Genomic DNA, 19,596 nt, shown 5'->3' on the forward strand with positions numbered 1-19,596 from the left:
ATATTATTGTAAAGAAGTACTTTGAGGCCTTTGCCTGGTTTAGTTTTATAATGTATGCTATGGTCCTTTATGCCTTTATTTTTAGGGTGTTCACGGGATTTGCATTTGACTAATTATTAACTTAAAATAAAAACCTATGGCTCAGAGACATAAAGGATTCAGTATAATCGACTTTTTTGTGGCAGCCGGATGTCTGTTTATTTCTGTAATTATGTTTATGATAATGACAGCAGCAGGAGTCCAATAATCGCTACTACGCCCTTACAGGCTTCGGAGGATAAGATCTTGCCTCCGCTTACATAAGCTATGGGGAGATTAAATGAAAAATCAAAATGTATTAAATAACCAACCTAAATATTAATTAACCCCTGTAAGTGTTAGGCTTACGGGGATTTTTTGTTGCTACTCCCCACCCGTTCCTTATAATCTCTAATTTCAGGGTTGCGGTTTAAAAATTGCGCATTTTATCCAGGAATTCTGTACCCTTGACTAAAAGAATGGCAAAAAACTAAACTTAGAACAGATTTTGAAGTCTTATAAGTGAATTCTAAAATCAATGTTATGAAAACGATAGAATTACTTAGGGAAATTTATTTGGAAGGATTCAGGGATTTAGGAATCCTTATTGTTCGAAATTATTTTAAACTTTTTGCATGGTTTAGCTTTGCCATGTTTCTGATCGCACTCTATGCATTTATCTTTAGAGTGTCTACAGGATTTGCATTCGACTAATGTGAACAGCCCGTCTGCGGAAGTGATTTTTTTCTTTTGACGTTTTACTAATAAAGGAATTAAACCGTGGGTTTAACTGCAATACCTGGATTTATATCTGCTTTTGCGCCACTTTTTAGTTTCAGTAGTAACGTCAGAAGAATTCCATAAACAAAGTTGGAAATCCCAACTTCAAAACCATGACCTAGCCTTACATAGGAAGGCATGAGTTCATTTGGCGGGATCAAAGGGGCTATGCCACCAAGGATCGCAAAGGTCAGGCCTATTAATATAGCCTTTTTTGCCACTGAAATGTTCAGAGTCTGAAGCATTAATAGAGCTATGCCAATAAATATAAATCCTCGTATAAATAGTTGCGTATTAATCAAAATATCAAAAGGCGGGATTTTACCTTCATAAAACTGAAGCAATTGTGGGTATACAAGGGTTAAAACAAGCCCCGCAATAATATAAAGAAGGAGATATAAGATATCGGCTACAAGGATTCTCCAGCACCAGCCTATAAGAGACCTTTTCGTAAAAATCACCGCTTCCTTCACTATTTTAGTTCTGAATATATAAACATAGAGGGGGGCAAATGTTATCGATATAAAAAACCCTCTTATTATTTCCAGAGCAGTTTCCTGGCGGGAACTGACGTTAAAAATATAGGCCTCTATTAGAATATTAAAATGACCAATCAGGAAATAGATTAGAAAAACCGAAATACTTAACCGTATTCCACCCAGATTGGATGACATTATATAATAACCCAGCAGAAGTGCAATGAGGAAATTAGATAATATTCCCCAATATAAATTAGCAATGGCTGAGGTCTGGCCAAGTAGCATATTGAAGAGTATGTAGAGCACTGTAAGCAGCAGTGCTCCAAAAATTGATTTTACGAACAAGGTAGTTTTCATTTTTCTGTTTTTTTTAAGGTTGAAATCGTTTTTAAACACCATTTTAAGGTAGTTGCGTAGGAGGCTATACCATGTTCAAAAGCCAATCTGGCATTCAAAGGCAGGGTATTATATTCGCTTTTATGATATTCTTTAAGCGATTTAATATATTTTTTCAGTACATCTTGAAAAGAGCTTAGGAATTCTAGTTGTACTTCTCTTTTCAGTAAGTTTTCCATAAAAGCAAATCGAAGTAGGAGGTCATTCAGGTTTTTGGCTATATCTTTAATTTCTATTGGCTTTAAAAGCCATTCTTTAAGAATGGACTCTCCTTCTTTAGTACAATGAAACTTGCTTTTTTTTGTGTTGTTCATGGTTGTGTTTACAACCAGTCCAAGTTCCTGCAATCTTTGAAGGGCCGGATAAATGACTCCCGGACTGCTACTGTAATTCCCTAAAGCGGTAGTGTCAAATGCCTTTCTGATACCATAGCCTGTTTGGGGCTGTTGGTTTACCAGACCAAGGATAGCATAATCCAGTGAAGTGGGTTTCCTTGTTGTTTTCATAATAATACGAATCGTACTATAAAATTAATACGTTTCGTATTAAATACCAAATGATTTTAAAAAAAAATTATTCTTTTTAAAATAATATATAATTATTATGGAAAAAATCCAATAAAATGGAAATATTCCATAACTTAGCGGTCCTTTTAAATAGTTATGCAAAAGACCATTCTTCATCTGGATCTGGATACCTTTTTTGTATCTGTAGAGCGGCTCATTAATTCCGAGTTGCAAAACAAACCCCTGCTGGTGGGTGGTACCAGTGATAGGGGAGTCGTAGCTGCCTGCAGCTACGAGACCCGGGGTTTTGGCATACATTCCGGGATGCCCATGAAAATGGCGCGGGAACTTTGCCCTGAAGCCGTTGTTATCCGCGGTAACGCGGGCACCTATAGCAAGCACTCCGATCTGGTCACCGAAATCATTAAAGAACAGGTCCCTGTTTTTGAGAAATCGAGCATAGATGAGTTCTACGCAGACCTCTCCGGGATGGACCGCTTTTTTGGCTGCTACCACTACGCTTCTGAATTGCGGAAAATGATCATTAAAGAAACCGGGCTGCCTATTTCCTTCGGACTGTCTGTAAACAAAGTAGTCTCTAAAGTAGCTACTAATGAGGCCAAACCCAACAACCAGCTGAAAGTAGATTTTGGCTATGAAAAACCCTTTCTGGCTCCGCTCTCTATCAAAAAGATTCCTATGGTGGGCGACAAAACCTACCAGACACTCAGAAATTTGGGACTCAGAAAAGTAAAAACCGTACAGGAAATGCCTATAGATCTTATGCGACGCGTACTGGGGGCTAACGGCGCTGTCATCTGGAAACGGGCCAATGGGGTAGACAACTCCCCCGTGATCCCTTTTTGCGACCGTAAGTCCATTTCTACAGAACGCACCTTTGACCGCGATACCATAGATGTCAGTAAACTAAAAGGCATCCTTATAGCCATGACAGAGAACCTGGCCTACCAGCTCCGCAGGGGGGAAAAGCTTACCGCCTGCATTGCCGTCAAGATCAGGTATTCAGATTTTAATACCTATTCCAAACAAGTCCGGATTCCCTACACCAGTGCAGACCATATTCTTATCCCCAAAATCCTGGAGCTGTTCAGAGTCCTGTATAACAGGCGTTTACTGGTGAGGCTCATAGGTATTCGCTTTAGTCATCTGGTGCCGGGGAATTACCAGATCAACCTGTTTGAAGATACCGAAGAAGCCCTGAACCTCTATGCCGCAATGGATAACATACGGGAGCGCTTTGGCGATAAAAGCGTGCTAAGAGCCTCCGGCCTTGGCGCTAAAACTATTGGCAGAATGCACAACCCCTTTAATGGCCAACCGCCTATAGTGCTGGCGCATAGAAAGCAGTGAAATCCACCTTCGCTCTTGCGGGCTACGGTGGATAAAAATGAAACTAAAAATAGGATTAAAAAACCCTTATCCGCAGAATATTGCATGAAAGCTCCGAAATCAGGAGCTGAGGAAGGAAGCGACGCGGAGTTTCAGGCATGGTTTTTCAATTTGTGAATTGAAAAAATTCCTTGGATAAGGCGCCCTTTTCTTTGCTTCGTTTCTTTTGGACGAACAAAAGAAATGAAGAGAATGCAAAGAAAATGAAGAACTAAAATAATACAAATCGAATACCAACACCTATGTACCTCAACTGCCATACATACTACAGCCTCCGATACGGGACTTTTTCCGAAGTAGCCCTCTTAGAACTCGCCCGGGAAAACCGGGTGACTCAACTGGTACTTACAGATATCAACAATACCTCTGCAGGCCTGAACTTTGTCCGTAAAGCTCCGGAATACAACATAAAGCCTATTTTAGGGATCGATTTCAGAAACGGGGCAGACCAATGCTTTGTAGGCATTGCCAAAAACAATGAAGGCTACAAGGAACTAAACACCTTTCTCTCAGTCCACCTCCACGAGGAAAAAGAAATCCCCCAAAGAGCCCCGAAGTTTAAACACGCCTACGTAATCTACCCCTTTGAAAAGTTGCTGCTCAATGACCAAAGCGATTTCCTGGAGCATGAGTTTATAGGAATTTCCATAAGGGACCTAAGAAGATTGCCCTTCTCCAGCTTGGTGGAAAAAAAAGACAAACTACTAGTGCTGCAACCCGTTACCTTTAGGAATAAGCGCGACTTTAATGCGCACCGATTGCTGCGGGCCATAGATAAGAACGTGCTGTTAAGCAAGCTCTCCAAGGAAGAAGAGGCCAGCGAAGAGGAAAAAATGTTTCCCATTCAAAACCTGGCCGCGGCCTTTGCAGAGTTCCTCTTTATTCTTGAAAACACAGAATGGCTGATGAATTCCTGCAGCATCCATTTTGATTTTTCCAAAAACCGCACTCCCCAGAACCTGCAGACCTATCTGGGCAGCAGGGAAGAGGACGAAAAACTGCTGGAGCAATTATGCCAGGACGGCCTCCCTTACCGCTATCCCGTAGTGGACAAGCCTATCCGGGAGCGACTCCAAAAGGAGTTGCGACTGATTAAAGAAAAGAACTTTGTCTCCTATTTTTTAATCAACTGGGATATTGTTTCCAAGGCCCGGGAAAAAGGGTTTTTCTATGTGGGACGAGGCAGTGGCGCCAACAGCATTGTGGCCTATTTGCTTCGTATTACCGATGTAGACCCCATAGAACTCGACCTGTATTTTGAGCGCTTTATTAACCTCTACCGGGCCAACCCGCCCGATTTTGATATCGATTTTTCATGGAGAGACCGGGAAGAGATTACCCAGTATATTTTTGACCGTTTTGATCATGTTACCCTTTTAGGCACCTATGTCACCTTTAAACATAAGGGCATTGTACGCGAGCTAGGGAAAGTCTTTGGCTTGCCAAAGGCAGAGATTGATGTCTTAAGCGACGGGCACTATCAGCTATCCCAATTAGATGAGGTATCCCTGCTGGTATTAAAATACGGACAGTTAATAAAAGGCTTTCCCAATTACCTGAGCATCCATGCGGGGGGAATCTTAATTACCCAAAGACCCATCCACTATTTTTCGGCTACGCATCTGCCGCCAAAGGGCTTTGCCACTGCTATGTTTGATATGGTCATTGCCGAAGACGTAGGCCTCTATAAATTTGATATTTTGGGCCAGCGCGGCCTGGCAAAGATCAAGGAAACCCTGCAGATCCTGCAACTTAATAATCCAGAGGAGTTTCAAAAAATTGACATTCATAATATCAAAGGGTTTAAGGAAGATCCCCGTATTAACCAGCTGATAAAAACCGCCCAGTGCATGGGGTGTTTTTATGTAGAATCGCCTGCTATGCGGATGCTGCTAAAAAAACTGGAGGTAGATAATTATTTGGGCTTGGTGGCGGCGAGTTCCATTATCCGTCCCGGGGTGGCCAAGAGCGGGATGATGCGCGAATACATCCTGCGGCATCGCGAAGAGGGCAGGGCAGAGGAGAAGGGTCACCCGGTAATGCTAAATATTATGCCTGATACTTATGGCATTATGGTCTACCAGGAAGACGTAATAAAAGTAGCTCACTATTTTGCCGGACTTACCCTTGGTGAGGCCGATGTACTGCGGAGGGGGATGAGTGGAAAATTTCGTTCCCGGGAAGAGTTCCAGAAGGTGCAGGACAAGTTTATGGACAACTGCCGCAAAAAAGGCTATGAAGAAGGGCTGATCTCCGAGATCTGGCACCAGGTAGCCAGTTTTGCCGGTTATGCTTTTGCCAAAGGGCACTCTGCCTCCTATGCCGTGGAGAGTTACCAGACCCTGTTTTTAAGGGCCTATTACCCCCTGGAATACCTGGTAGCGGTTCTTAACAATGGGGGTGGTTTTTACCGTTCCGAGTTTTATGTGCACGAGGCCCGGATGATGGGTGCGAGCATACATGCGCCCTGTATAAATAAAAGTTTTGCGGTAAACTGTATTTATGGTACAGACATTTATTTGGGTTATATGTATCTGAAAGAACTGGAGAGCCGGGTGATGGACCGTATTTTGAAAGAGCGGCAGTTGCATGGGGTCTTTACTTCTTTGGAAGATTTTTTAGACCGTGTGCCTATTTCCATAGAGCAGCTGAGTATCCTTATTCGCATTAACGCGTTTCGGTTTACAAAAATTAATAAGCACAAACTCTTGTGGGAGGCACATTTGTTCCTTTCCAAAGGCACTATTTTGGACCATCCCAAATTGTTTCCGCCTTCCCACCAAAAATTTAAGATCCCACGCCTTCATACCACAGACCTGGAGATGGCTTTTACCCAATTAGAGCTACTAGGGTTTTGCCTGTGCTCCCCTTTTCATTTATTGCAGGAACTCCCTAAAAACGCAAATGGCAGTAGGGATTTGGAGCGGTATTTAAACAGGAATATAGATATTTATGGTTACCTGGTCACCGTTAAGAACACGAATACACATACGGGCAAGCGTATGCATTTTGCCACCTGTGTGGACCAGCATGGGGAGGTGTTTGATACGGTTCTTTTTCCTCCGGTAGCTGCCAAATATTATTTTAGGGGTAAGGGTATTTACCGGTTTTATGGTAGGGTGGTAAGTGAGTTTGGATTTTTAAGTATACAGACCATAAAGATGCAAAAGCAGGAAGTGATCCCGGACCCCAGGTATGCCGATATGAAGACCGCTAATAAAAGACTGCTGACAGCACCTAAAAAACAAGGGTAGCAGTTTTCAAGCTAAGAAATAATATGTATTTTTAAAAAAAAAGCCGGATGCTTAATAAAATTACTCCTTTCAGATATATCTATGCACTAGCGGTGATCTTTACACTAATAAATGCTATTTTCTTTATTGGTTCCGGGGTTGCCAAAAGTATAAGGGGCTATAAGGGATTTTTCAGATCAGATTTTTTAATAACCGAAGGTCATCATCCGGGATTACATTTACTGGAGGCATTGGATGCCTTTATGATCTCTTTGGTATTTATGATTTTTGGTTTGGGAATAGCCCGGCTGTTTATTTTTGATAAGGCTGAAGGGAAGACCCTACCCAAATGGCTCAAGGTTAATAGTTTGGAAGAGCTAAAAGTGCTGTTATGGCGTACCATTTTTTTGCCCTGGTCACTTTTTCCGTCACGGACTTTTTAAAGGATAACACTCTTACCTGGGACGATCTGATACTTCCACTAATAATTTTAATCCTTTCAGCGTCCTTGTTTTTAGTTCATAAACGTAAATAGTAAAGTCATTAACCGTGGTGGCAAATCCCAAAAAAAAGTAAAGCACTAGTATATCCCATTTTAGATCCAGGAAATGATTTTAACCATAAATCAAAAAGACCAAAAAACAGCTAAAACCATCCGCTCCGTCTTTCAGGCCTCATACGCTATAGAAGCCAAACTTTTAAAAGCTAAAAATTTTCCACCCTTAAAAAGAAGGTTACAGGAATTTATAGAATGCAGGAATGCATTTTACGGCTATTACATGGAAGATACTTTAGCCGGCGTGGTGGAGGTAAAAACAGAAGTAAGCAATACCCATATCCAAAGCCTGGTAGTGCACCCCAACTTTTTCAGGAATGGTATAGGAAGCGCTCTTGTGCAATTTGTACTTGAGAATTACCATACCAATACTTTTACAGTAGAAACTGGCCTGGCCAATGAACCAGCTAAAGATTTGTACTATGGCTTTCATTTTAGAAAAGTAAGGGAATATGATACCATACACGGGATCCGAAAAATAACTTTTTTGTTGCGAAGAGCATAATTTTTTTGTGGACCTTACTTAAAAGCATATAGTTTAACTGTAACATTTTTAGGGAGTTGCTGTCTTTTATAGAAACACTAACTTATGGAAACCAAAAAACTCCAACGCTTTTTTAAAAGACTTAACCTCTTACTCATCCTTACCAGTTTGACATTCGCTACTAGCTGGCTCCCTTTTATAAGAGGTATTTCAGACGGGGAATCTTACCAGTGGGGAACTACATTTTTCGGAAAACTCTTTTATGGTAGTGGTACAGGAGGCGATTTTTATTATGTGTTATTAAATGTGGCGATAGGTCTTGGGCTCATGTATACTTTTTACTGGGGAAGACGTAGAAATATGTTTTACCTCTTATTGATAATTTGGTATGGCAGTATGATCGCCAACTCCTTTTATGAGGTCTTTTTGGGAGAGGGATATATGTTTCATGGTGACACCCTGAATGTTCATTTAGATCTTTCCTTTATTATTATCCCCTTTATGATTGTGATGGGTGCTTTGGTGGTAAAGGTAATTATTGAAGACCGGAAGCATTCGTTTTTAGCCAAAGCAACCAAAAAGAACAAATTCTGGGCAACCCTATTGTTGGTGCCTATCCCCGGACAGGTGGTTCTCTTTTATATGGGTGAACCCCATGGCATTACAGATAAGATTGGGGTAATCATAGCTTTATTGCAAGTGGCTCTTGCCTGGACTGCTTTTAAGGGGTATGATATAATAGAACAGGAATAATCCTTTGTATAATAGTTCTGATTTTATACCCTGTTTTTGTTTTTGACGAATATTAATTTATGTTTGCTTTTTGGGTTTTCTCTCTGCTCTATCTCAAATTTTCCAATTGATTTAATCAATGGAGTCAATTTCTGAAAACCGTAGTTCCTGGGATCAAAATTTGGTTGTTTTTTTTGTAACAAACTGCCAACATCTCCCAAAAATGCCCATCCATCGTCATCGGAGGTGTCGTTTATAGTAGTGGCAATTAACTTAATTTCCTTTAAAGTTATTTTATCGACACTATCTTTGGTTGCAGTTTTTTCACTTTCAGATTCTGCCCCCTTAGATTGGTTTTTCAAAATTTCAATATATATAAATTTGTCACATGCAACAATAAACGGATTAGGCGTCTTTTTTTCTCCAATTCCTATTACCTGCATTCCAGCTTCCCTTAGACGGGTGGCCAGACGGGTAAAATCACTATCACTGGATACCAGACAGAAGCCATGCACTTTTTCCGAATACAAAATATCCATAGCATCAATTATCATTGCTGAATCTGTAGCATTCTTTCCAGTGGTATATCCATATTGCTGAATTGGAGTTATTGCATTTTCAAGGAGCAGGTTTTTCCATTTTGACAAATGAGGTCTGGTCCAGTCACCATAAATTCTTTTTATCGTAGGATTGCCGTATTTGGCTATTTCTTCCATCATCTCTTTTATATATGCCGATGGTATATTATCACCGTCAATTAGCACGGCCAAATTTGAATTCATATTGTTATTTAATTTAAAATTTATGTATTACATATTCTTTTGTTCGGTTTCCTGTCCGAAGATAATGAATCCTATAATCACAAGGAAAGGTTTATTTGGTTGTTAGCTATGAGAATAATTTTTCAAAGAATTTCTTCATAGTGTAAACCACTGAATTTTGGAAAGGCGTATGTTGAATTACAAGAGAATTCTAATCATCAACTGCGATCAATTCCGGTCTCTTGCCTAAATGATTAGTGATCTGTTCATAAGCCAATGCAAACTCCAACACCTTTTTATCATCACCAAATTTACCCATGACCTGCATGCCCATTGGCCTGCCTTGCGCATCGAATCCCACCGGGACATTAATTACCGGAATGCCCCCCAAACTGCCTAAAATAACTACTTCCATCCAGCGATGATAAGTATCCATCTCCCGCCCATTTATTTGTTTGGGCCAATGGATTTCTTTTGGAAACGGGAACACTTGTGCGGTGGGTAAAACCAGGAAGTCATATTCACCAAACATCCTGTCTAATTCGGCGTACCAATTGGTACGAATCATATTTGCTCGCTCTACATCTTTCTCATTAAAACGAAGACCCTGCTCAATTTCCCAGATCAACTCTGGCTTTAGCAAATCCCGGGTGTCTGGATCCTCATAGTAATCCAGCATATCCATACGCCTATAATGACGCAGGATGGTCCAGCTTTGCCATAGATCTGACATATTAAAATCGGACTGCATAGATTCCACCTTAGCCCCCGCTTTGGCTAGATCTGCCAGGCTGACTTCACATAATTCGAGTATTCCTGGCTCCATCGCCAAATAATTATTGAGATTGCCCATCCAGCCAATTTTTATTTTATTGAGGTTTAGGGGATTCAAGTTATCAAAATCGGGGCTACGTGCGATCGTCTGTAATAGTTTAATAGTATCACGGGTATTTCGTCCCATAGGTCCGGAGGTCCAAAGAAGCCTGTTTTCAGCATCCCCTTCATCCATCACCACATTTGTACTCGGTCTGAAACCTATCACATTATTAAATGCGCCGGGATTTCTCAAGGAGCCCATCATATCACCGCCATCGGCCACAGGGAGCATATGAGTACCTAACCCACAGGCCGCACCTCCACTACTGCCACCACAGGTCAATTTCGGATTATAAGTACTTCCCGTGGCCCCGAATACAGGATTGTAGCATTGGGAACCCAAGCCAAATTCAGGAGTATTTGTCTTACCAATGAAGATGGCACCCTGTCCGCGAATTTTAGCCACCAAAGCACTGTCTTCTTCAGCTATGCGCTTAGCAAACATGGGCGATCCACTTGTGTAAGGCAATCCAGCCACCGGAGCCAAATCCTTAATTGCATGGGGCATGCCGTGCATCCATCCCCAATATTCATTTCTGGCTAAGGCCTGATCTGCCTGGCGTGCTAAGCCTAATAATTCATCGTCATTAACCATACTCACAATGGCATTATACACCGGATTATAGCGGTGGATGCGATGCAGATAGGCCTGCATCACCTCTACACAACTGGCCTGCTTTGTTCTTATTGCGACTGAAAGATCGGATGCGCTGAGATCTGTCAGATCCGAAGAAAGATTGGCTGCAAAAAGTGTATTCGAAAAAGGGAAGGGTACGGAAACTACAGCAACATAAGCTGCGGTATTCTTTATAAATTTTCTTCGATTCATAGTGGTTTTTAAGTATTTTAATTCCCTTATTCCGGGGCAAAAGCAACGAGAGCATCATTATATGGAGTACCCATCTTACCCCCGCTACAAGTGATAACAATATATTGTTTTCTGTTTAAAGTTGATCTAAATCAGGTACAGTGAGTTCATCGATATTCCATTTCGCCTTTTTTGCCCCTGCCCGATAGGTGCTTTCCAAGAAATCGAGTACAGCTTTTCGCGGGTTAGTGGAATTCTTAACATCTTCGTATCGCAACATGGCCATAGGGCTACCATTGCTATTCTGCCAGAATGCCCCTTTCGGCTGAAGGGACTCCTCATCTATCCCATCAGGGGAAGGGTAGGTATAGGAGTAATACATTGGTTCTGGTACATTATTGTCGCCCACCCAAAACCCAAAGCTAATTTGTTCATGGGAATAGGTTTCTTTTTCCAAAATCCTCGCAGATTTATCCATAGGAGGGAGCTTTTTCCCGGAGAATCGGGTTACCACTAAATCGAGGTGATGCCAGTAGATGTGAACGGGACAGGTTTTTCCGTAAAAACGACCGCTAAATTCTTTAAAAACGTTGTTATTCCACAACATGAGTTTCCAGAAGGTGTTTATATACTTCCAATCATAATGGTGGTACTCTGTAATCTCGTTGAAGCTTTTATCTATGCCTACATCAAATGGTCTGTCAATAAATTTTGGAAATACACCAATTCCATTTATTTCGCCCATAAACCGTGTGTAAAAATCTGCAATGGTAGGGCTATCCTCAAGGGATAACACAATCTCCTTGCCTGAACTTTGTGAGATGATGACCGCCTTTCTTTTTATATTAAACTCCATTTCAAAGCTGTCCAAACCGTCATTTATGGGAATGCTATAGGTCCCAAACCCTCTTGGAGTAACATAGAGTGTAATGTACCACCAATGGTTTTTTCTGGTGGTTGATTTCAATCTTGTCTTTCCCAATATTTGGAGTAGTAAATGAACGGTTATCCTGGTTTCTGTCCATTCATCAAAAGGTAATGCTGGTAGTTTTTCGGTTTCCATACTAATATTTTTATAAACTAATGTAGCGAGGAAGCTGGTTCATTATTGCTATTTGTTTGTGCTTCTCTCCTTTCTTTGGCATCATTCAAAATGTAATTTTTAATATCACCAATGTCTTCTTTAGATAAGCGGTCACCAAAATTGGGCATTCCTTTTTCAAGAAAAACACCTTCCCCGGCAATCTGTGTTATCATGTTTAAGGTTTCGGGTTGGGAATAAGCTAAGTTAGGAATGCTTCCGCCACCCGTGGGAAGATTACCGCCTCCATGGCAGCGGGTACAATACTTAAGGTACAATTTTTGGCCATGGTCTATTTGAGCTGTGGTGGCTTCAAAATCAAGGTCCACCAGTTGCTGAGCTGGTTTTTTTTCAAAAAAGGGCATGGGTTCATTCCTGCCCAGGGCAAAGGTATAAATGGTACCGGGATTTATCTGTTCTGTAAACTTTGTCCAGAGTCCCATTACGCCACCCCAACCTACAGGGATAGTGATATATTGTACATTATCTATTTCATAGGTGATGGGAGGGGCAATAATTCCGGTTGCTAATGGATAGGACCAAACTTTTTCTCCTGTAACGGCATCGTAAGCTACAAAGTCGCCTTCTGAAGTTCCCTGAAAAACAAAATCGCGCGTGGAAAGAACTCCTGCATTCCATGGGGTGAGTTGTTTTACATTCCAGACTTCCTTTTGCTTTATAGGGTCCCAGGCTATCAGTTTACCAAAACCTCTTCTGGCCATCAGATCTTCATGGACTTTTTTTTCCGGGTCAAAATCTGAACCCGTGTTCCAGCTTCTTCCGTCCTCTTCATGTTTCCAGTTGGCAGGTTGCCCGTAAAACATACCATTTTCACGTGCGGGGATATAAACTAATCCGGTAACAGGATTAAAAGCCATAGGTTGCCAGTTATGTCCGCCTAAGGCCGATGGCGATATTTCTGAATTCATATTTGGATACCTGCTAAAACTACTTTCTACGGGCCGTCCGGTCTCCTTATCGATGTCTTTTGCCCAATTCGTATAAACATAGGGTTCAGCCGAAATAAATTCACCATTGGTACGGTCTATCACATAGAAAAATCCATTTTTAGGAGCCTGCATTAGCACTTTCCGGCTTGTACCTTTTATTTCGAGATCAGCTAAAATAATATGTTGGGTTGCGGTATAATCCCAGGTGTCTCCTGGGGTAGTCTGATAATGCCATTGATATGTTCCATCATCCGGGTCTAAAGCTACAATGGAGGATAAATATAGGTTATCGCCTCCTCCCGGACTTCTAATATCCCTATTCCATGGAGAACCATTGCCAACGCCAATGTACAAAAGGTTTAAATCAGGATCATAGGCCATGGCATCCCATGCCGTACCTCCACCACCAAATTTCCACCATTCTCCGGTCCAGGTTTTTGCAGCTTCTTCCATGGCTTTAGACTCAAATCCATCTGCAGGATTACCAGGTACGGTATAAAACCGCCATAGCTGCTCACCGCTTAGGGCATCGTAGGCAGAAATGTAGCCTCTTACTCCATATTCTGCCCCTCCATTTCCTATGATTACTTTTCCGTCAATTACTCTTGGAGCCCCTGTTATGGTATATCCTCTACTCTGATCAACGGTGAGCACCTCCCAGTATTGTTCACCTGTAGTTGCGTTTATAGCGATTAAGCGGCCATCAAGAGAGGCTACATACACCATACCTTTATAGATGGCGACCCCTCTGTTCACCACATCACAACAAGCCTTTTCGCCATGTCCTTTGGGAACTTTAGGGTCATAGGTCCAGATAAGTTCACCCTTTCTGGCATCAATGGCATATACCACACTCCAGGGGCCCGAAACATACATAATACCATCTACCACAATTGGTGTTGCTTCAATACCGCGTTTGGTTCCCAGGTTTATGCTCCACGCCAATCCTAAACTATCTATATTAAATTTGGTGATCTGACCTAAGGAACTAAACCTGTCTTCTTTGTAATTTTTCCCATAACTGAGCCAATCTCCAGGGCTTTCATCGGCAGTCAGAAGCCTATTCTCATCTATCTGATTTGTTACCGCAGTAATATGTTCTTTTGAGCCCGGTTCCGGATCTGTGGCGCAGCCAGTTAATGATAAAATTAACACAAGACCAAATAGAAATCTGAAAAGGTTTTTCATGGTTGGTTTTTAAGTTACGCTAAATCCCATTTTTTCCTGGGCTTTCTGGAGAGCAGTGCATTAGCTTCCTTATCCCCAATAAATTTTTCTTTTTCAGCATTCCATGCCAGTTTTCTGTTCAGCTGCCAGGATATTAACCCCAAATGCATTGGCAGGGTCATCTCTCTGGCATAGGCCAGGTTAGACTCCGAAGGCTTACGTGATTTCACGGCATCTACAAAATTCTGCTGGTGACCGGGAGAGCGCTGCAGGGTTTTTGGGATTTCAGGAATATCGGTAACGGTCTCGCCGTTAATCGTAATCTCCCGGGTTTCATAATCGCAAATAAGTGTGCCCTTTTCGCCTTCAAAATAAGCGCCAATGCCTCTTTTCGCGGCACCGGGAACATCGGGTGGGGTGGAAGTCCAGAACAGTTTCAAATCCTGAAATTCATAATCCACATCTATCCATTTTGGTGTATTGGCTATCCCGTCGGCTTCTTCCCCTCTGGCTGAGATACTCTTCAGACCTTTTGGCTGAATTGCCCAGTAGACCACATCAGCAATATGGCACCAGAAATCGGCAAATACCCCACCGGAATAATCCATAAAGTACCTATAGGTAAAATGGCATTTTGCAGGAATATAATCTACATAGGGTGCTGGCCCCAGCCACATATCCCAATCCAGGGTTTTGGGAATAGGTTTTATTACAGTCTCGGTCAAATCCGGAGGTCCACCAGTTTTCCACAGCCTTACGTTATGGACTTTTCCAATGGCCCCGGCCTGGATCAATTCAACTACTCTGTGGTAATTATCTGTGGCATGAATCTGCGTTCCCAATTGAAAAATACGGTCGTATTTCTGTTGGTTTTTAAGTAATAATTGTCCTTCTTTTACGTCGTATGAAAGTGGTTTTTCGCCATAGACATCTTTCCCTGCCTGGAAGGCGAGTGATGCAATTTGGCTGTGCCAATGATCCGGAGTAGCACAGGTTATGGCGTCAATATCCTTTCGATCCAAAATTCTCCGAAAATCTTTATACCCGCTGACTTTAGAACCCGGTTGAAGACTTTCCAAAGTTTTTAAGCTATCGGCTAGATGCAATTCATCTACATCACAAAGGGCAACCACTTCTACATCATCTAAATCGGCGAACCATTTCATATGGTTATTTCCCATGCCACCAACCCCAATATGAGCCACGCGAAGCCGGTCACTAGCCGCTATTTTCCGTGCCAGCGAGGGTAGGAGGGTTAATCCCATAAGGCCCAGGCTACTTTTTTTTACAAATTCCCGACGATTGTGTTTAGGTGCTTTCATAGTAATGTTTTTTACACTTTTAAAGTACAAAAAAATGTCTCACTATTTTAGCCCGAAGTTATAGGAGGGTAGTTCCTGCACTGGGATGCCCTTCAAAAGAAGTCAGCTTAATATTAAATTCCTTTTCATACGCTTCAGATGCCGATTTAATAAATGCATCTGCTGCATCTTCATGAACCAAGTTGATGGTACATCCGCCAAAGCCACCACCCATTAACCGGGCGCCTAAAACCTCCTCCATATTTGTTGTAAAATCAACTAAAAAGTCAAGTTCAGGACAACTTACTTCATATAAAGTTCGCAGGCCCTTGTGTGTTTGGTACATCAAAGTTCCAAGGGTTTTTAAATCTCCCTTTTTTAAAGCTTCTACAGCATCCAAAACCCTGTTGTTTTCTTCCACCACATAGGTACATCTATTCAGCACTTTCGGACTCAAAGCCGTTTTACAAGTCTCGATCATCTTGAGATTGGCATCCCTTAGCGATGCTACATAGGGGTATTTTTTTTGCAGGATGGCTGCTCCTTCTTCGCACTCTTTTCTTCTGGTGTTGTACTCACTACTCGCCAGGCTGTGAGAAACATTGCTGTTTAATAAAACAAGTTTGTAGGGGGCTATGGCAAATGGCACATAGGTATGCTCCATACTTTTGCAATCCAGTAAGATTATATGATCTTTTTTACTCATTACTGAAGCAAACTGGTCCATTATGCCACACTTGGTACCTACATAATTGTGTTCTGCATCCCGGGATAGTGCCACGATCTCATGTTTAGACAATCCAAGATCAAAAAGTTCATTGAGCCCAAAGGCCAGACCGCATTCCAGGGCTGCTGACGAACTGACCCCTGAGCCAACCGGCAGATCACTTTCGATAGTGCATTGAAACCCTTTTAGCGCTTTACTTCTTTTATAAATTTCATACAGCACTCCCAGGATGTAATTTTCCCATTGAATATTGCTCGGGGCAATATGTTTAAGATCTACAACAAGTGCTTTTTCATATCCCTTACTGCTAATTTCACATTGGGTATCTGTATTATTTCTCTCAAGTGTAAAGCGAATTCTCTTGTCTATGGCTGTGGGTAATACATATCCCAGATTATAGTCGGTATGTTCCCCAATGATATTGATCCTCCCGGGAGAATCTACAATCACTTTATCCAAAACCATATCAGCCATTATTTGTGAATTGAGAACTTTTGCTTTTAATCTTAAAATTTTCTGTCGGGGTTAAATGGTGCAATATCCATTGCGGTTTTTTTATTGTCAATGATTTCTGAAACGAGTTTCCCTGTGGCCGGACCAAGACTCCAGCCCATCATGGCGTGCCCGGTGGCATAAACAAGGTTGCTATAGGCTTTACTCCTGCCAATATACGGCAGTCCGTCCGGACTTACCGGCCGAAGCCCGCTTTTGGCATTTGCCTTGTCCTCCATACTTATTTCAATTTCCGGGTAATAACTTTTTGCAGCCCTGGCAATTGCCTCAACCCGCTCTTTTCTGATGGTATCGTTAATACCTGAGAATTCCATGGTTCCGGCAAAACGGGTAAAGCCCTGCATAGGGGTAACCGCAGCTTTGGCTTCCATAAGTACGGCCGGAATGCTGATCCCGGTAGGCTTTTTTACATTAATTGAATATCCTTTCCCTGCTTGCAAGGGAAGGTTAACAGCCAATTGTTTTGATATCTTGCCACTCCAGGAGCCGGCTGCTAAAACTACTTCGTCGGCATTGTATGATGCCTTGGAGGTTATTATTTCAGTGATTAGACCAGCTGAAGTTGAAATCTCCAGTACTTCTTCATTAGTTTTTAGATTCACCCCGGCATCCTTGAGATGTTTTACCATTTTAGGCATAAATTCAGTAGGGGTGGTATGGCGGTCACATTCATAATGTATGGCCCCTTTTACATCTAATTTTACATTAGGCTCCAGTTTCTTCAATTCTCCAAGGTCCAGGGTTTTTACTTCGAGTCCAAGAAAACGTGCTTTCTGTGCCACTTCTAATTCACCTTCACCTGCTTTATCTGTTTTGTAAAGCATTAGCAGACCTTTTCGTTCCAGTTGAAATTCACCTAGATCACCAGATGCATAGATGTCTTCGAACAAACCACGACTTAAAATATTAATATCCTTGATCACCGGAATTGCCTTTGCTACTTTGGCTTGAGTGGAAGACTTGTGAAAATACCAGGACCATCTAAAAAAATCCGGGTCCCATCTCGGTTTCATATAAAATGGACTTGCCGAATTGAACATCCATTTAATGCCCTTAACAATCATTCCCGGAGATGCCAGTGGAATGATATGGCTGGGAGTAATATAACCAGCGTTCACAAAAGAAGCCCCGGCAGTAATGTCAGATTTATCTATAACGGTCACCTGGTGACCTGACTTATATAAATAATAGGCAGAACTCAAACCAGCAATTCCACCGCCAATGATAACTATGCGTTTACTCATATTAAATTACCTGAAAGCCCTGTGCAAAAGGGTCATCATCATCAATGTTTATTTTGTTATATCCATAAACCCTGGCCCATCCTTTAATGCTGGGGATAATGGCCGTTTTGTTGTCTAAAGTAGTAACTTCTTCAATACGACCTATAAACTGAGACCCGATAAAACTCTCGTGGATAAAATCTTCACCTGGTTTCAGGAGGCCTTTTGCATGCCATTGTGCCATCCGGGCTGAGGTGCCTGTGCCACAGGGTGAACGATCTATGGCATTGTCCCCATAAAAAACAGCATTCCGGGCGGTGGCATTTGGCGCTATGGTGCTGCCGGTCCACAGAATGTGGCTCACATCTCTGATGGTCTCATTTTCAGGATGTATAAATTGATTGGGGTATTTTGCATTAATAGCCTCACGTATTTCGCGACTATACTGAATGAGTTCCGTGGCGGTGTAATCCTGTAGCCCGTTAAAGTTTTTCTGGGGATCTACAATCGCGTAAAAATTCCCACCATAGGAAACATCAAAAACTAAAGTACCCAAATGAGCGCTTTCAATATTTAATTCCTCAGCTGCAAGAAAGGACTTTACATTGTTGAATTTGACCCAATCTACTTTATTGGCTGTTTGCTGATATTCAACTTCAACCAAACCTGCAGGGGTCTCCAAACGAATTTTTCCGGGAATTTTAGGGTGTATTAGCCCTTCTTCAATTCCAATGGTTATGGAACCAATAGTGCCATGTCCGCACATAGGCAAACAGCCGCTGGTTTCAATAAATAGTATCCCCAGGTCGTTTGCAGGATCTGCCGGTGGGTAAAAAATACTACCGCTCATCATATCATGACCGCGAGGTTCAAACATAAGGCCTTTGCGGATCCAGTCATAAGACTCCAAAAAGTGCTGCCGCATTTCGCTCATGTTCCGGCCTTTCAAATCGGGGCCTCCCTGAGCCACAACCCGCACAGGATTGCCACAAGTATGAGCATCAATACAATTGAAAGTAGTTATAGCCATTGGCCCTTGGTCTGTTAAATCGCAGCACTTGTATAAACTCCATTTACCAATCGTAAAATTTGACGCGGATTCTCATCTTTAAGGGCATCCGGTAGAAAATCCTGGGGCCAGCTCTGAAAGGCCACCGGCCTTACCCACCGTTTTATTGCATACGGGCCCACTGCGGTAAACCTGCTATCTGTTGAAGCAGGGAAAGGTCCGCCATGTACCATAGAGGGGCAAACTTCCACCCCGGTAGGAACACCGTTAAAAATAATCCGTCCCACCCGACTTCGGAGAGCAGACACCACATTTGCATGTTCCCCTACTTCCAGTACGCTACCTAAAATGGTACCGGTAAGCTGTCCTTCCAAATGATTGAGAATACTGATGAGTTCGGTGATATTCTCGCATTGAACAACAATTGAAAAGGGGCCAAATACTTCCTGGTGTAGTTTAGGGTTCTCCAGAAAATTTTTCCCTTCGGTTGTAAGCACAAGTTGTTGGGCAAAATAGGGTTGTGGTTCTGTTACAAATTTTGCTATTGGGCTGGTACCGGACTGGGCAGCAGCTGTTTGTTTGCCTC

Annotated in this window: 17 protein-coding genes and 1 pseudogene; 7 read left to right on the top strand and 11 right to left on the bottom strand. The window is 42.1% G+C overall.

Annotation, left to right across the window (positions count from 1 at the left end; translation table 11 throughout):
* Both WBM60_RS08705 and WBM60_RS08710 read left to right on the top strand, forming a co-directional pair.
* The coding region (locus tag WBM60_RS08705; RefSeq protein ID WP_424282981.1) for a DUF6747 family protein at positions 1–113 on the top strand (113 nt) is incomplete at its 5' end.
* A gap of 448 nt (positions 114–561) precedes the next feature.
* Positions 562–732 carry a DUF6747 family protein gene (locus WBM60_RS08710; protein ID WP_299164804.1) on the top strand — a complete coding sequence of 57 codons (171 nt, stop codon included), beginning with the start codon at positions 562–564 and terminating at the stop codon, positions 730–732.
* Positions 733–791: 59 nt separating this feature from the next.
* Here the strand turns inward: WBM60_RS08710 and WBM60_RS08715 are convergent, their stop codons facing one another.
* A complete protein-coding gene (locus WBM60_RS08715) occupies positions 792–1,634 on the bottom strand; it encodes a hypothetical protein (RefSeq protein WP_424276250.1) in 843 nt (280 codons plus the stop codon).
* The gene (locus WBM60_RS08720) at positions 1,631–2,179 is read right to left on the bottom strand and encodes a helix-turn-helix transcriptional regulator (RefSeq protein ID WP_424276249.1); all 549 of its coding nucleotides are present in this window, start codon (positions 2,177–2,179) and stop codon (positions 1,631–1,633) included. Before WBM60_RS08720 ends, WBM60_RS08715 begins: the two co-directional genes overlap by 4 nt.
* A gap of 156 nt (positions 2,180–2,335) precedes the next feature.
* Here WBM60_RS08720 and WBM60_RS08725 point away from each other — a divergent pair, with 156 nt between their 5' ends.
* The 5 genes from WBM60_RS08725 to WBM60_RS08745 all read left to right on the top strand — a co-directional run bounded on the left by WBM60_RS08725 (position 2,336) and on the right by WBM60_RS08745 (position 8,615).
* A complete protein-coding gene (locus tag WBM60_RS08725; RefSeq protein WP_424279624.1) occupies positions 2,336–3,550 on the top strand; it encodes a DNA polymerase Y family protein in 1,215 nt (404 codons plus the stop codon).
* 281 nt (positions 3,551–3,831) lie between these two features.
* Positions 3,832–6,843, top strand: coding sequence for a DNA polymerase III subunit alpha (locus tag WBM60_RS08730; RefSeq protein WP_424277693.1), 3,012 nt, complete (start codon positions 3,832–3,834; stop codon positions 6,841–6,843).
* Between the two features lie 47 nt (positions 6,844–6,890).
* Positions 6,891–7,265 (top strand): YqhA family protein, encoded by a 375-nt coding sequence (locus tag WBM60_RS08735; protein WP_424259840.1) that lies wholly within the window; start codon positions 6,891–6,893, stop codon positions 7,263–7,265.
* A 165-nt stretch (positions 7,266–7,430) separates the two neighbouring features.
* Positions 7,431–7,883 (top strand): GNAT family N-acetyltransferase, encoded by a 453-nt coding sequence (locus WBM60_RS08740; RefSeq protein WP_424259839.1) that lies wholly within the window; start codon positions 7,431–7,433, stop codon positions 7,881–7,883.
* 84 nt (positions 7,884–7,967) lie between these two features.
* Positions 7,968–8,615 (top strand): hypothetical protein, encoded by a 648-nt coding sequence (locus WBM60_RS08745; RefSeq protein WP_424259838.1) that lies wholly within the window; start codon positions 7,968–7,970, stop codon positions 8,613–8,615.
* Positions 8,616–8,638: 23 nt separating this feature from the next.
* Here WBM60_RS08745 and WBM60_RS08750 read toward each other — a convergent pair whose 3' ends face one another.
* The 9 genes and pseudogenes from WBM60_RS08750 to WBM60_RS08790 form a co-directional block, all read right to left on the bottom strand.
* Positions 8,639–9,376: an NYN domain-containing protein gene (locus WBM60_RS08750; protein WP_424259837.1), complete on the bottom strand. Its 738-nt coding sequence runs from the start codon at positions 9,374–9,376 to the stop codon at positions 8,639–8,641.
* A gap of 190 nt (positions 9,377–9,566) precedes the next feature.
* Positions 9,567–11,060 carry an amidase gene (locus WBM60_RS08755; protein ID WP_424276246.1) on the bottom strand — a complete coding sequence of 498 codons (1,494 nt, stop codon included), beginning with the start codon at positions 11,058–11,060 and terminating at the stop codon, positions 9,567–9,569.
* Between the two features lie 115 nt (positions 11,061–11,175).
* Positions 11,176–12,102, bottom strand: a complete 927-nt coding sequence (locus tag WBM60_RS08760; protein WP_424259835.1) for a DUF5996 family protein — start codon at positions 12,100–12,102, stop codon at positions 11,176–11,178.
* 17 nt (positions 12,103–12,119) lie between these two features.
* The gene (locus WBM60_RS08765; RefSeq protein ID WP_424259834.1) at positions 12,120–14,258 is read right to left on the bottom strand and encodes a PQQ-dependent dehydrogenase, methanol/ethanol family; all 2,139 of its coding nucleotides are present in this window, start codon (positions 14,256–14,258) and stop codon (positions 12,120–12,122) included.
* A gap of 14 nt (positions 14,259–14,272) precedes the next feature.
* A complete protein-coding gene (locus WBM60_RS08770; RefSeq protein ID WP_424282979.1) occupies positions 14,273–15,559 on the bottom strand; it encodes a Gfo/Idh/MocA family protein in 1,287 nt (428 codons plus the stop codon).
* A gap of 58 nt (positions 15,560–15,617) precedes the next feature.
* Positions 15,618–16,730: a galactokinase gene (gene galK / locus WBM60_RS08775; RefSeq protein WP_424276245.1), complete on the bottom strand. Its 1,113-nt coding sequence runs from the start codon at positions 16,728–16,730 to the stop codon at positions 15,618–15,620.
* Between the two features lie 41 nt (positions 16,731–16,771).
* Positions 16,772–18,022 carry an NAD(P)/FAD-dependent oxidoreductase gene (locus tag WBM60_RS08780; RefSeq protein WP_424259831.1) on the bottom strand — a complete coding sequence of 417 codons (1,251 nt, stop codon included), beginning with the start codon at positions 18,020–18,022 and terminating at the stop codon, positions 16,772–16,774.
* 1 nt (position 18,023) lies between these two features.
* Positions 18,024–19,031, bottom strand: a complete 1,008-nt coding sequence (locus WBM60_RS08785) for a 4-hydroxyproline epimerase (protein WP_424282980.1) — start codon at positions 19,029–19,031, stop codon at positions 18,024–18,026.
* A gap of 14 nt (positions 19,032–19,045) precedes the next feature.
* Positions 19,046–19,596, bottom strand: a pseudogene (locus WBM60_RS08790) (aldehyde dehydrogenase (NADP(+))); the annotation flags it as partial.

This window comes from Eudoraea sp. (genome assembly GCF_049669105.1).
GTDB lineage: Bacteria > Bacteroidota > Bacteroidia > Flavobacteriales > Flavobacteriaceae > Eudoraea.

What these genes read in the sequence shown, in the direction of transcription:
- WBM60_RS08765 (WP_424259834.1), bottom strand. Translation starts at nt 14,258, where the DNA reads ATGAAAAACCTTTTCAGATTTCTATTTGGTCTTGTGTTAATTTTATCA.
- WBM60_RS08755 (WP_424276246.1), bottom strand. Translation starts at nt 11,060, where the DNA reads ATGAATCGAAGAAAATTTATAAAGAATACCGCAGCTTATGTTGCTGTA.
- WBM60_RS08740 (WP_424259839.1), top strand. Translation starts at nt 7,431, where the DNA reads ATGATTTTAACCATAAATCAAAAAGACCAAAAAACAGCTAAAACCATC.
- WBM60_RS08715 (WP_424276250.1), bottom strand. Translation starts at nt 1,634, where the DNA reads ATGAAAACTACCTTGTTCGTAAAATCAATTTTTGGAGCACTGCTGCTT.
- WBM60_RS08725 (WP_424279624.1), top strand. Translation starts at nt 2,336, where the DNA reads ATGCAAAAGACCATTCTTCATCTGGATCTGGATACCTTTTTTGTATCT.
- WBM60_RS08745 (WP_424259838.1), top strand. Translation starts at nt 7,968, where the DNA reads ATGGAAACCAAAAAACTCCAACGCTTTTTTAAAAGACTTAACCTCTTA.
- WBM60_RS08785 (WP_424282980.1), bottom strand. Translation starts at nt 19,031, where the DNA reads ATGGCTATAACTACTTTCAATTGTATTGATGCTCATACTTGTGGCAAT.
- WBM60_RS08730 (WP_424277693.1), top strand. Translation starts at nt 3,832, where the DNA reads ATGTACCTCAACTGCCATACATACTACAGCCTCCGATACGGGACTTTT.
- WBM60_RS08760 (WP_424259835.1), bottom strand. Translation starts at nt 12,102, where the DNA reads ATGGAAACCGAAAAACTACCAGCATTACCTTTTGATGAATGGACAGAA.
- WBM60_RS08770 (WP_424282979.1), bottom strand. Translation starts at nt 15,559, where the DNA reads ATGAAAGCACCTAAACACAATCGTCGGGAATTTGTAAAAAAAAGTAGC.
- WBM60_RS08780 (WP_424259831.1), bottom strand. Translation starts at nt 18,022, where the DNA reads ATGAGTAAACGCATAGTTATCATTGGCGGTGGAATTGCTGGTTTGAGT.
- WBM60_RS08720 (WP_424276249.1), bottom strand. Translation starts at nt 2,179, where the DNA reads ATGAAAACAACAAGGAAACCCACTTCACTGGATTATGCTATCCTTGGT.
- WBM60_RS08750 (WP_424259837.1), bottom strand. Translation starts at nt 9,376, where the DNA reads ATGAATTCAAATTTGGCCGTGCTAATTGACGGTGATAATATACCATCG.
- WBM60_RS08735 (WP_424259840.1), top strand. Translation starts at nt 6,891, where the DNA reads ATGCTTAATAAAATTACTCCTTTCAGATATATCTATGCACTAGCGGTG.
- WBM60_RS08710 (WP_299164804.1), top strand. Translation starts at nt 562, where the DNA reads ATGAAAACGATAGAATTACTTAGGGAAATTTATTTGGAAGGATTCAGG.
- galK (WP_424276245.1), bottom strand. Translation starts at nt 16,730, where the DNA reads ATGGTTTTGGATAAAGTGATTGTAGATTCTCCCGGGAGGATCAATATC.